This is a genomic window from Trebonia kvetii (genome assembly GCF_007827045.1).
Taxonomy (GTDB): Bacteria; Actinomycetota; Actinomycetes; order Streptosporangiales; family Streptosporangiaceae; genus Trebonia; species Trebonia kvetii.
In genome coordinates this window covers 362278-374438 of the sequence record NZ_RPFW01000008.1, presented here as the reverse complement: position 1 = coordinate 374438, position 12161 = coordinate 362278, and the positions used below count along the sequence as shown (strand labels likewise).

Annotated in this window: 12 protein-coding genes; 3 read left to right on the top strand and 9 right to left on the bottom strand. The window is 71.1% G+C overall.

From position 1 onward, the window contains the following. Nucleotides 1-12 precede the first annotated feature (12 nt). Both EAS64_RS36400 and EAS64_RS36395 read right to left on the bottom strand, forming a co-directional pair. Nucleotides 13-783 carry a 5-formyltetrahydrofolate cyclo-ligase gene (locus EAS64_RS36400; protein ID WP_145860610.1) on the bottom strand — a complete coding sequence of 257 codons (771 nt, stop codon included), beginning with the start codon at nt 781-783 and terminating at the stop codon, nt 13-15. A 28-nt stretch (nt 784-811) separates the two neighbouring features. Then, entirely contained in the window at nt 812-2326 is a 1515-nt protein-coding gene (locus tag EAS64_RS36395; protein WP_145860608.1) for a flavin-containing monooxygenase, read from the bottom strand. Nucleotides 2327-2566: 240 nt separating this feature from the next. On the opposite strand from EAS64_RS36395, the gene EAS64_RS36390 reads away from it, so the two are divergent. Then, on the top strand, nt 2567-2830 hold the full coding sequence (locus EAS64_RS36390; RefSeq protein ID WP_145860606.1) for a hypothetical protein: 264 nt from the start codon (nt 2567-2569) through the stop codon (nt 2828-2830). Here the strand turns inward: EAS64_RS36390 and EAS64_RS36385 are convergent. After that, on the bottom strand, nt 2787-4970 hold the full coding sequence (locus EAS64_RS36385; RefSeq protein WP_145860604.1) for a WD40 repeat domain-containing serine/threonine protein kinase: 2184 nt from the start codon (nt 4968-4970) through the stop codon (nt 2787-2789). The genes EAS64_RS36390 and EAS64_RS36385 overlap by 44 nt on opposite strands. A gap of 130 nt (nt 4971-5100) precedes the next feature. On the opposite strand from EAS64_RS36385, the gene EAS64_RS36380 reads away from it, so the two are divergent. Then, complete coding sequence (locus tag EAS64_RS36380) at nt 5101-5973, top strand: aldo/keto reductase (RefSeq protein WP_145860602.1); 873 nt, start codon at nt 5101-5103, stop codon at nt 5971-5973. A gap of 7 nt (nt 5974-5980) precedes the next feature. Here the strand turns inward: EAS64_RS36380 and EAS64_RS36375 are convergent, their stop codons facing one another. Beyond that, nucleotides 5981-6439: an SRPBCC family protein gene (locus EAS64_RS36375; protein WP_145860600.1), complete on the bottom strand. Its 459-nt coding sequence runs from the start codon at nt 6437-6439 to the stop codon at nt 5981-5983. Between the two features lie 82 nt (nt 6440-6521). Beyond that, nucleotides 6522-7364, bottom strand: a complete 843-nt coding sequence (locus EAS64_RS36370) for an NAD(P)H-binding protein (RefSeq protein WP_187366436.1) — start codon at nt 7362-7364, stop codon at nt 6522-6524. A gap of 92 nt (nt 7365-7456) precedes the next feature. On the opposite strand from EAS64_RS36370, the gene EAS64_RS36365 reads away from it, so the two are divergent. Next, nucleotides 7457-7918 (top strand): MarR family winged helix-turn-helix transcriptional regulator, encoded by a 462-nt coding sequence (locus tag EAS64_RS36365; protein WP_187366435.1) that lies wholly within the window; start codon nt 7457-7459, stop codon nt 7916-7918. Between the two features lie 18 nt (nt 7919-7936). Here the strand turns inward: EAS64_RS36365 and EAS64_RS36360 are convergent, their stop codons facing one another. The 4 genes from EAS64_RS36360 to EAS64_RS36345 form a co-directional block, all read right to left on the bottom strand. Continuing rightward, nucleotides 7937-8491, bottom strand: a complete 555-nt coding sequence (locus EAS64_RS36360) for an FMN-dependent NADH-azoreductase (protein ID WP_222849862.1) — start codon at nt 8489-8491, stop codon at nt 7937-7939. Between the two features lie 166 nt (nt 8492-8657). Then, nucleotides 8658-9572 carry an alpha/beta hydrolase gene (locus EAS64_RS36355; protein WP_145860813.1) on the bottom strand — a complete coding sequence of 305 codons (915 nt, stop codon included), beginning with the start codon at nt 9570-9572 and terminating at the stop codon, nt 8658-8660. A gap of 201 nt (nt 9573-9773) precedes the next feature. Further along, nucleotides 9774-10763: a bifunctional helix-turn-helix transcriptional regulator/GNAT family N-acetyltransferase gene (locus tag EAS64_RS36350; protein ID WP_281283367.1), complete on the bottom strand. Its 990-nt coding sequence runs from the start codon at nt 10761-10763 to the stop codon at nt 9774-9776. 71 nt (nt 10764-10834) lie between these two features. Further along, complete coding sequence (locus tag EAS64_RS36345; protein WP_187366434.1) at nt 10835-11968, bottom strand: NHL repeat-containing protein; 1134 nt, start codon at nt 11966-11968, stop codon at nt 10835-10837. Nucleotides 11969-12161 lie beyond the last annotated feature (193 nt).

Sequence of the window (12161 nt, the reverse complement as noted above, 5' to 3'; positions counted from 1 at the left end):
AAGCTAGCGTGCTCAGCGGCGGAGCGCGGAGAGCAGCGGGATCGCGGCGATCTTCTCGTCGGTCAGGTTGTCCCAGTCGATGGCGGCCGGAGGCCGCGCCGCGCGGCCGGGGCGGCAGTCGATGACCCGGTCGGGCGTGACGATGAAGTCGAGTGCGACGTCGTGAGTGGTCAGCGGGATCTCGCCGGCCGGGCGCAGCTGGATCTCGTGCACCGTGGTGACCGTGACGGTGTGCGGGCCAATCAGGCCCGCCGCGGAGGCCAGGGCGTATTCGAGGTCGGCGAAGCCGCCGCCCTTGCCGAGCCGCGCGCCGTCCTCGCCCGCCGCGACGCAGCCCATGACGACCAGGTCGACCGGTGACAGCTCGTCCAGCATCACGCGCCGAGCCGACCGCGACGCGCCGCTGATCGACGCGGCCTTGCGCGGCGGCTGGTCCAGATGGTCGGGGTCGAGGGCGAAGAACGGCTCCCGTTCGGCCAGCCGGGGGACGGCCATGTAGACGGTCTTGCCGTCCTCGAGTGCGCGCTGCCGCACCGGCAGCTGCGCGGAATCGGGATTGGCCTTGATGGTCAGCGCCGCCTGCCAGGCGGGCAGCCCGCGCAGCCGTTCCGCCGCCTTCTCCGCGCCGGTGAAGTTCGGGATGCGCCCCGGCGCGCCGGGGAACCTGGCCACCTTCGCCGCCTGCATGGCCGACCAGACCTCGTCGCGCAGTGCGGCCTTCGCGGCCAGGACGTCCGCCGGGCCGCCTGCGTCGCGGTCATGCCGGGGAGCTGAACGAACCATCCCCCCATACTGCACCCTCCGGCTGGGGTCAGCGGTAGGCGAGCGTGCCGTCGTCCAGGTCCGCCTTGGGCAGGATTTCCTGCTCCTGCTCGAGTTCGAGCAGGTGGGTCCACGGCTCGCGGTCGCCCCGCCGGAAAAGCAGGTGCTGTGAGCGCATGACGTAGCCGGAGTTGAAGTTCTCCGGGTCGGCGAACGGCAGCAGCGGCATGTCCGCGTCTTCTGGACGCAGGGCGGGCGCCACCATCGTGGCGTCCTTGACCGCCATGTTCTCCATGAGGCGGATGAGCAGGTCGCTGACCAGGTCCACGCGCAGGGTCCAGCTGTGCCTGAAGTAGCCGAAGATGTAGGCCATGTTCGGCACGCCGCTGATCATGATGCCGCGCCAGGTGACGCGGCCGGTGAAGTCGACCGGCTCACCGTCGACGGCGAACGCGACGTCACCGAACAGGGACATGTTGAACCCGGTGGCGCTGACCACGATGTCGGCCGGGATCTCCTCGCCCGAGCTGACCTTGATCCCGTGCTCGGTGAACGTCTCGATGGTGTCGGTGACGATCGAGGCGTTGCCATCGCGCAGCGCCGCGAACAGGTCCCCGTCGGGGACGATGGCGATGCGCTGCTGCCATGGGCGGTAGCGCGGCGTGAGGTGCTTGTCGACGTCGAATCCCTCGGGCAGCAGCGGGCGCACCGACTCGACGAGAAACGCGTGCAGCTCGGCGGGCGACTCCGTCGACATCCGGGCGAGCATGTTGGTTTGCGCCATGAACTTGCGGCGCAGGATCTCGTGCGTCCACTCCTCGGGGATGTCAAGGGCGCGCAGCTGCTCGGCGAGCTCGTCGGTCACCGGCGGCGCGAAGTAGTAGGAGGGCGAGCGCTGCAGCATCGTCACGTGCTCCGCCTGCCCCGCGATCGCGGGGATCAGGGTGGCCGCCGTGGCGCCCGAGCCGATGACGACGACGCGCTTGCCGGCCAGGTCGAGATCTTCCGGCCACTGCTGCGGGTGCACGATCAGGCCCTGGAAGCGGTCCATGCCTTCCCACCGGGGCTTATAGGGCTTGGCATGGTTGTAGTAGCCCTGGCACATCATCAGGAAGCCGGCTATGTAGCGCAGCCGCTGGCCGGTGTCCGCCCTGGTGACCTCCACGGTCCACCGGCGGTCCGCGGTGGACCAGGCGGCGTCGGTGACCTCATGCTGGTAGCGGATGTGCCCGGCGAGGTCGTCCTCCTCGATGACCTCGTCGAGGTAGGAAAGGATCTCACCGCCCGCCGCGATCGCCGGGCCGCGCCACGGCTTGAACCGGTATCCGTAGGTGAACAGGTCACTGTCGGAGCGGACGCCGGGGTAGCGGTGAGTCCACCAGGTGCCGCCCCGGTTGTCCTGGGCGTCCAGAATGACGAAGCTCTGGTCGGGGAACCGCTCACGCAAGTGATGCGCGAAGCCGATGCCGGAGACTCCGGCGCCGACGATAAGGACGTCGACATGGCCTTCGTCCTCGATCTCTGCTGTGGCCTGGGCGGGAGTGGCCGTGGGCGCCGTTGTCATGAGTGAACCTCCGGAACGCGTCGCTGCGTTTGCACTGATTCTAGAATTCGCGCATCGAACTTGGCCAGATGCCCTGCTGCCCGGGGACAGGATGCCGTCGGAGTCCAGGGCTTGCTTGAGTCTGCGGTACAGGCGGAGCATGGCGATCCGCGGCTTTGTGCGTTCGTAGCACGCGGCCCCGGCCGGTTCCAACGAGGAAACGTGTTGGCGGGACCGGCGGCGGATCCGTAGTGTCTGGCCGTGGAAAATCAGGTGACGGCGCTGTCGTGGCGGCCGCTTGACGAATCGGACCTGCCCGCGGTGAGCGACCTCGCCCGCGCCTGCCTTGCCGCCGACGGCGGTCAGCCGTTCGCCGCTGATCCCGGCTTCCTGCGCCGCTGTTACCGGTCCGGCGCCGAGAGCCTGGCCGGCTTCGACGGCGCCGCGCTGGTGTGCGTCTCGTCGCTGCGCGGGCCGCCCGCTACCAGTAACCCCGCCGCCCCCGTAACGATGCCGCGTACTTGACGCGGTACAGGGAGATCGTGTTCGCGTCGAAGCCGTAGGCGGCAAGCGTCGTGCCGTCAGGGCTGAAGGCCACGCCATCGAGTCCGGCCACGCCGGCCTGGAACGGCAGCAGCTGGCGGGTGGCCAGGTCCGCCAGGACGATGCCGCCGTCGACGTCGGCCACCGCGAGCGTGCCGCCGTCCGCACTGAACGCGACCGCCACCGGGGGTGGCAGCTGCCCGCCGAGCGGGGCGGCGAGCTTCCCGGTTATCACATCGAGCAACAGGACCCCGCCTGGCGCGGCGATGGCGAGCGTCTTGCCGTCAGGACTGAACGCGAGGGTCTGCGGCGACTGCTTGTCGGCGCCCGCCGCGACCAGGCGTGCGCCGCCGGACTGGCTCCACAGGTACACGTGCCCCGCGGAGTCGGCGACGGCCAGGGTCGCGCCGGTCGGGCTGACCGCCACCTGAGTCGGGTAGCTGGGAACGGTGAAGCTCTTGCCCGCCCACTGTCCGTCTGCCGGGTTGAGGAGGTAGATGCCGCCGCCAAAGTCGGCCACGGCAACCGACTTGCCGTCCTGCGTATAGGCGACGCTGACCACGGTGCCCTTGCCGGGGATGGGCGCGCCCGCCCGTGCGTCAGGTGAGCGGTACACGTTCACGGCGCGGTTGCTCAGGTTCCACACGGCGACGCCATCGCCGCTCGCCGCCGCCAGGCTGGTCCCGCGCTCCGGGCTGAATGCGACCCCCGACAGGCCGGGCAGGCCGCCGGAGTCGGTCAGCGGCGTGAGCGGCACGCGGCTCCGCGCTCCCCACCGGACGACGCGGCCCCGTGCCGCTCCCCCGCCCGCGGAGGCACGGAAGGACGCGGCGACCGTGGCGCCGTCTGGACTGAAGGCGGCGCCCTGCACCTGGTAGCCGCTCGGGCCGGCGAGCTGGCCGACGGGCGTCGCCGACAGCGGCCGGCCAGCCGTCCCCTGGCGGCTGGAGCGCGATGGCGAGAAGATCTCGACCACTAGGACCAGGATGACGATCATCGCGATCCCGGTGACAAGGCCGACGAGGAGCCTTGGCTGCTTGCCCGCCGAGCCGGCCAGCCCGTCGTCCTGGCGGGCCGGCGCCGGCGCGGGGGCGGCGGCTGGGACCAGTCCCGCGGCGGCCGTCTGAGGGCGAAGCCAGTGGGTCGTCGACGTGACGTCGGACAGCGCGGGTCCCGCCCTCACCGGGTGCGGCTGCGGCGCGACGGCGGGCGCGGCGTCCTGCGGCGCGTCAGGCGAGGCGTCCGGCGGCGCGTGCGGCAGCGCGCCGGGCGCGGCGTCCTGCGGCGCGTCGGGCGCGGCTTCAGCGATGGCGGCGAGCGCCGCCGCGACGGCCGGCGCGTCGGGACGCCGCGACGGGTCCTTGTCGAGCAGTGCCGCGATCAGTTCGCGGAGCGGGCCTGCTTGCGCGGCCGGGGCCGGCGGCCTGGTGAGGATGGACGTCATCACCGCGGCCATCGTGGAGCCGGCGAAGGGCGGCGCGCCCTCGGTGGCCGTGTGCAGCGTGACGCCGAGTGCCCACAGGTCGGCAGGCGGGCCGACCCGGCCGTCCTCCAGTTGTTCCGGCGCCATGAAATCGACTGTGCCGATGCGCAGGCTGGTGCCGGTCAGCTCGGTTGTCGCGTCGATGATGCTGGCGATGCCGAAGTCGGTGACGACCGCGCGATCCCCGGACGGGCCGGCCAGCAGGATGTTGTCCGGCTTCAGACCGCGGTGCACGATGCCCGCGGCGTGCGCGTGCGCCAGCGCGGCGGCGACCTGTTCGCCGATGCGGGCCGTCCGGCGCCACGGCAGCCGGCCGAGGCGGGCGATCTCCGCGCCAATCGAAGGGCCAGGAACGAAGCGCATCACGATCCACGGCGCGTCGTCGTGCTCCACCACGTCGTAGACGGTGGCCACGCCCTCGTGGTCGAGCCGCGCCGCCGCGCGCGCCTCGCGCATGGCGCGGGCGAGCAGTTCGGCGCGCTCGTCAGGAGACTGCAGCGGGAACAGGATCTCCTTCACCGCCACTTCGCGGTCGAGCAGCTGGTCGCGGGCACGCCAGGCCCGGCTCATGCCGCCCTGGCCGACCGGCTCGGCCAGCAGGTAACGGCCGGCGACCACGATTCCTACCGCTCCCGGCATAACTCGATTCTAGGGAGGAACGGGGGGCGGGAGAGTCAGCCGAATCCGTTCGGGATGGTGGTGTGGAAGATCTGGGCGGCGGCTCCGGTTACACGCGGACGTGCAGTTTCGAAAGGAAGGAGCATCGGACATGACAACGCAGGCCACGCCGGCGAAGGCATCCGGCGAGTTCTCCATCGGCGGCACACTGCCGGTGACCCGTCTCGGATACGGCACCATGCAGCTTCCTGGACCGGGCGTCTGGGGCGAGCCAAGGGACGCCGATGAGGCGGTGCGCGTGCTGCGGCGCGCCGTCGAGCTAGGGGTCAACTTCCTCGACACGGCCGACTCCTACGGGCCGGTGGTCGCCGAGGAACTCATCAGGAAGGCGCTGCACCCGTACCCGTCGGACCTGGTCATCGCCACCAAGGCGGGCCTGACCCGGCAGGGGCCAGGCCGCTGGGCTCCGGTCGGGCGCCCCGCGTACCTGCGCCAGCAGGCGGAGATGAGCCTGCGCCACCTCGGCCTTGAGCGGATCCCGCTGTTCCAGCTGCACCGCGTCGACCCGGATGTGCCGCTCGAAGACCAGGTGGGCGAGCTTGCCGCGCTCCGGGATGAGGGGAAAATCGGCCTGATAGGCCTTTCTGAGGTGTCGGTCGGCCAGGTCGAGGCCGCGCGGGCGGTCACGCCGATCGCCACCGTGCAGAACCTGTACAACCTCGGCAACCGGTCGTCCGAGGAGCTGCTTGACTACAGCGCGGCGAACGGCATCGGGTTCATCCCGTGGTTCCCGCTGGCGACCGGCGAGCTTGCCAAGCCGGGCGGGCCGCTGGCTTCGCTCGCCGACGAGCACGAGGCTTCGCCGTCACAGCTCGCCCTGGCCTGGCTGCTGCACCGCTCCCCGGTCATGCTGCCGATTCCCGGCACGTCGAGCGTGGCGCACCTGGAGGACAACGTCGCCGCGGCGGGGATCACGCTGACGCAGGGCGAGTTCGCGGCGCTGGAGGCCGCGGTCCGGCCGTAGCCGCTTATCAGGGCGATTCGGCGATCGAGGCAAGGCGGTCGATCGAGGCCATGAGCCGGTCTTGCGTGGTGCGCCTGGCTCGCGGCAGGCGGTTGCTGTCGGTGAGCAGGGTCCAGTCGTAGGTGTGCGTGACGCGGGTGCTCGAGTCGCCTGCCGGCTCGAGTTCCCAGCGCCACAGGTGGCCTGGCTGGCGCTTACCTGGCTCGGACGGACGCCAGGCGATGCGGCGGCCTTCCTCGAACTCGACCACGTGGTTCTCCCTGACGGCGCCCATGGTGAGCGTCATGATGAAGACGTCGCCCGCCTGCCGGACGCGCTGCCCCTCCTGGGCCGCGGAGAGGTTGTCGTTGCCGTCCCAGCGGGGCTGCTGTGCCGGGTCCGCGATCAGCTCGAAGATCTTTTCCGGGCTCGCCGCGATCTCGCGGCTGGCGCTGACCACGCGCGGCACGTCCTGGTCGTCGGTCATGAGGCCATCCAAGCATCCGGCCTGGCCGGGACGCATCCCGGTTTCCGCTAACTTCCGTGCGGCCGCTGGTCGTGGGAATCGGTTACGAGGCGAACGCGGCCCGGTTCGCGGTTACCCAGTCGCGGTAGGGCGCGGCGGGGCGGCCGGTCGCCTGCTGGACGGTGTCGTAGACGTGCTGCTCTTGGGTCAGCGCGCCGCGCTGGCCGGCCAGGATGGACTCGGCCACGGGGGCCGGCACGCCGCGGGCGAGCAGTTCCTCGTGCGCCTCGCGCTCTGATTGCTCCACGTAGGTGATGTCGCGGCCGAGCACCTCGCCGATGATCGCGATCTGGTCGGTGAGGCCGAGCACCTGCGGGCCGGTGAGGCGGTGCACCCTGTTCGCCTGGTCCGGCGACCTGAGTTCCGCGACCGCGACCGCGGCGATGTCGCGCGGGTCGATGACCGCCGACTTGAAGGTGCCGAACGGAGCGCGGACGGCGCCCTCCGTGCGGATCGACTGCGCCCAGGCCAGGCTGTTGGACGCGAAGTTGGTCGGCCGCAGGAAGGCCCAGGTGAGGCCGGTGGCCTCCACCGCCTGCTCGGCCTCGCGGTGCTGCAGGCCGAGTGGGGTATCCGCCGCCTCGGCGGCGAGCGAGGTGAGCAGCACAATCCGCTCGAGGCCCTGGCTTGCCGCGGCGGCGGCCAGGTTCCTGGTGGCGTCCGGGTCCGGCCGCATCAGGCTGTAGGCCCCGTCCGCGCCCTTCATGGCCGACTCAAGCGACTCGCTGTCCGCCAGGTCGCCGCGCACGACCTCGACCCCGGCCGGGACCGCGGCGCTGCCCGGGTTCCTGGTAAGGACGCGCACCTGCTCACCCGACTCGGCGAGCAGCCTGGTGACCTCGCGGCCGACGTTTCCTGACGCACCGATGACGAGAAGCATCAGCATTCCCCTGTCTTGTATTGGCTCCATTTCGATTGGTTCCAATCTAAATGGAGCCGATCTAGATGGTCAAGGGGGTACGGGGATACGATGACCGCGTGACGCAGGAGCCCAGTGAGCCGCGAGGCTTCGATCCGATCGGACGGCAGGTCAACCTCACCGCACGCGCCACCAGGGCGCTGCTCGACGCGGCGCTTGCCACCGCGGGCGCGACGTTCGCCGACTGGACCATGCTCGTCACGCTCAATGCCAGGGGACCGATGGTGCAGCGGGATCTCGCCAGGTCGCTCGGCATGATCGGCCCGTCGGTGGTGGAGCGGATCGACCGGCTCGAGTCCGCGGGGCTCGTCGCGCGCTCCGCTGTCCCCGGCGACCGGCGGGCATCGCTGGTGAGCATGACCGACGCGGGACGGGCGCGCTTCGGCGTGCTGCACGACGCGGTCCGCTCGTCCGAGGTCGCGCTCACCAGCGGCATCGACCCCGGCGACCTGCAGACCACCATGCGGGTGCTCGCCGAGGTGGCCGACCGCGCCCGCGCGCTGCGGGCCCAGGCCGGCTAACACGGCAGGCTAGCCGCGCTAAGGCACCGCCAGGCGTCTGGCGGCCGCGGCGGCCGCTTGGTGGGCGGCGGCGAGCTCGCCGCGGCTGCGGTCGCGCTGCGGCGCCAGTGCGGGCACCGTCTCGGCGAGGGTGAGGCTGGTGGTGACGACGTCGACGGTCATGCCGAGGGCGGTGCCGAGGATGAGCTCGAGCACCGGAACCGCGTGGTCCCACCCCTCCGTCGGCGAGCCGGCGTCATAGGAGGCGCCGCGGCTCGTCACCACCACCGCGGGCCGTCCCGCCATCGGCTGCGCCGGGTCATCGACGAACGGCGCGGTCCTGCCCGGAACGTGGATGTGATCGATCCACGCCTTCAGCGACGACGGCACCGAGTAGTTGTACAGCGGCGCGCCCACCAGCAGCACGTCGGCGGCGAGCAACTCACTGACCAGCACATTCTGCAGCGCCTCGGCAGCGGCGAGCACGCCGGGATCCGCCGTCGCTGCGCCCTCCTGGCGCAGCCGCGGCGGCCAGTGCAGCACCGCGTCGGCCAGGTGCGGAAGCGGCTCCGCGTGCAGATCCCGGTAGGTCACCGTGCTGATCGCCCTGTGCGCGCCAGGTGTCGGCGAAGGTCGCGGTGATTTCCCTGGAACGAGAGCCGCGCAGCGAGGCGGCGGAGTCTAGGTGCAGCAGGTGTGGCACGTGACCATGTTAATCACGATTGTCCGTCATGGCCGCGACGGTCCGGGGCATCCCGCGTCATACAAGCAGCCGGCTGAGCCAGGACAGCTGGGCCGCCACGGCGGCGCGGGACAGCGCCGCGTCCGGTGCCGCCACCGTGAAGCCGTGGAACCCGCCGGGCCAGACGTGCAGCTCGGCCGAGCCGCCCGCCCGCCAGATCCGGGTCGCATAGGCCACATCCTCGTCCCTGAAGGTCTCCGCCGAGCCCACGTCGATGAACGCGGGCGGCAGTCCTGACAGGTCTGCCGCGCGGGCCGGCGCCGCGTACGGCGACACGTCGGGGCCCCCGCGGGCGTCGCCGAGCAGCGCCGTCCAGCCGACCTCGTTAGCCGCGTGGTCCCAGACGCCGAGTCCCGTCATCTGCCAGGAGGACGGCGTCTCGTTGCGGTCGTCCAGCATCGGGCACATCAGCAGCTGCCCGATGAGGGCGGGCCCGCCCCGGTCCCTGGCAAGCAGCGCCACGGCCGCGGACAGACCGCCGCCGGCGCTGCCGCCGCCGACGATGACCCGCGCCGGGTCGATGCCAAGCTCGGCGGCGTGTGCCACCGTCCACGCGAGCCCGGCGTAGCAGTCTTCGACGGGGCCGGGATGCGGTGTCTCCGGCGCGAGCCGGTACTCCACCGACACGACGGCCATCTGGAGCCGCTGCGCGTGGTTGAGCATCCCCGGCACTCCGGTCCGGTTGTCGCCGAGCATCATCCCGCCGCCGTGGATGTGGTAGAGCGCGGGCACCGCCACGGTGACGCCGGCCGGGCGGCAGATCAGCAGCGAGATGTCCGGCGCGCCGGCCGGGCCTGGCGCCTGCACCGAGGTCACCTCGAACGCGCCACCACGCCGCAAGTCGTCCAGGGTGGGCACGGGGAACGGCGAGGGCGCCTGCCTGATGGCCGGGATCGTGGCGAGCGTGAACTCGACCGGGCCGCCGCCCATCATGGCGTCGAGCACGGGGAGCAGCTCTGGATCGAAGGGCGGCGGCGGCCCCGCCTGAGCGGACGTCTGGCCGTCCGTATCCGGGAACGTGGTCACCGCGTACTCCTTCCACACACTGCGGGCATCGGGCCAGAGTCGATCAGACCAGGTCCCGGTGCGGCGCGTCAATGGCGGGTCAATGCCACGCGACCGGCTCGCGGATGGTCAGAGCGCGCGGGCCCAGGTCTGGCCGTTCATGAGCTGGCCGAACGCCTCCTCCGGGTGCTCGGCGTCCAGGTGGAAGCCCGCGGCCTGGTAGACGCGGCGCGCCGCGGCGAGCTGGTCGTAGGTCAGCAGCACGATGTCCGCGTAGCCGGCCTCGCGGGCGAAGTTCAGGCACCGGTCGACCAGGCGTCCGCCGAGGCCGAGGCCGCGGGCCCAGGGTTCCACGAGCAGCAGCCGGAGCCTGGCCCTGTTGTCGCTGTCCGGGCTGTCGTCGTCGGGCACGCAGCAGACCGATCCGGCGGGCACGCCGTCCACCTCGGCGATCCAGCCCTCGGCACGTCCCGGGTTGCGGTCGCGCAGTGCGGGGTACTCGGCGATGATCTGGGCGCAGAACACCTCGAAGGTGGCGTCCCAGCCGAACTCGGCGGCGTAAAGCGTGCCGTGCCGCTGCAGGATCCAGCCCAGGTCTCCGATGGCCAGCGGGCGCAACGTCACAACCCGTTCGGTGCTGGCAAGATCGGGAACGGGCGAGCCCTGCGCCGTACCGCCGAGCGACTCGGTGATCACGCGCATGGCGTCGAGCAGCGGGGCGCAGTCCACGTCGCCGAGCAGCGCACCGATCTGCCCGACGGCGCGCGCGTCGAGTTCCGCCGCGGCTGAGCGTCCCGCATCGGTCAGCCGGATCTCCTGGCGCCGTGCGTCCGTCGCAGAGCGGTGCCTGGTCACCAGGCCGTCGGCCTCGAAGTGGCGCAGCACCCGGCTCAGGTAGCCGGCGTCAATGTCCAGTGATTGCCGCAGCCAGGTCACGTCGGCCGTGCCGCCGCGTGCGATCTCGAACAGCACCCGGCCCTCGGTCACCGTGTACGGCAGGTCCAGGTACATGCCGTGCAGCACGCCGATGACGTTGGTGTAGAAGCGGTTGAACGCGCGGACCTGGGCCACCTGGGCGGGTGTAGGGCCCGTGGTCCGGCGAGCGGAGACGGTCGTCACGCGGGGCACCTCCATGCCGTTGACTGAGTCAACAATAATCATTGACTCAGTCAACGGCAATGGGGTCTGGGCTAGAACAGCAACTGGAGGTTGTTGTCCGCGCTGAAGTCGTCCACGAAGTAGACCCCCCGCCCGCCGGGCTTGATGGCGAGGCCGAACAGGTTGCCCGCGCCGCCCATGTTCATGTCGACCGTCGCCACGGCCACCTGCTTGCCGAGTGGCGTGGTCTCTACCAGGTTCCCGTCGAGGCCGTTGGCGGTGATGATGTGGCCGTTCGGGGCGAGGACCAGGCCGAGCGGGCCCATGAGCTTGCCGCCCTTGGTTACCGTCCGGCCGGTGCCGCCATTAGAGCGGCGGAAGATGGCGTTCGGGATCGCGGCGATCCTGCTGTTCAGCGTGTCGGCCACGTAGAGCATGCCGCTGCGGCCGAGGCCGACGCCGGTCGGGCCGATGACGAGCGCGTTGGGGTCGGTCCGAGCGGCGAAGCCTGAGCCGATCCGCCTGCTGCTCAGCAGCCGCGGCACATGCTTGCTGTTGCTGGTGATGATCAGCCGCTGCACGGTACCGCCGTGCATGGTGTGGTGCTTGCCGAGAATGCCGCCGAGCACGTTGGTTACGAACAGTTGGGCGACGCCCTTGCCGCTGAGGTCAAGTGCGGTCATGTCCCAGGGGCCGTCGATGCCATGGCCGGTGATGGTCTTCCTGACGTGGCCCCATGGGTCGAGCACGATCAGGCAGCCGGGGCCGGAGATGTTCCCCTTCTTGGTGGGCAGCGAGCCGACTATCACCCAGCCGCTGCGCAGTGCCACCAGGGCGGTGGTGAGCCCGACGCCGTCCGGGCAGGCGGGGTCGTGAATCTTCGCGAATAGCTTCGCGCCGCCGTGGCTGCCGACCTGCACGATCGTGGTGCCCGTGCCCTGCGCGTTGGTCTTGTCGTTGAAGTTGCTGACCAGGATGTTGCCCCGGCGCAAATCACCGGTGCTGCGCGGCACGACCGCGACGCCGTACGGGTTGACGTCCCCGTTGGCCGGCACGGTCGAGGCGACAACCTTGACGTGATGGAACTGACCGAGGAACGTGCTGGGGTGGCCGGCTGGCTGGGCGGCGCTTGCCGACCCCGCAAGGACGCCGCCTGCGACAAGCATGCCCGCAGCGGTCGTGGCGATGGCGGCGAAGGCCGCCGCTGATTTCCTGATGCGCTTCATAAAACGGGACTCCCTCCAAAGGTGACGCTTGCACCGCCGGTACGGCCGACGGCCGGTCAGGGATTGGCCGGCGCTCCACAGCAGAGCCAATTCTGAGAATTGAGAAGCTATTGAGAGGTGCAATCCAGTCCGGCGCGACAACCGCGGCCGGTGAATTCCGTCGTCGCAGCCGATTGAGGGGCTGGCGGGGCCG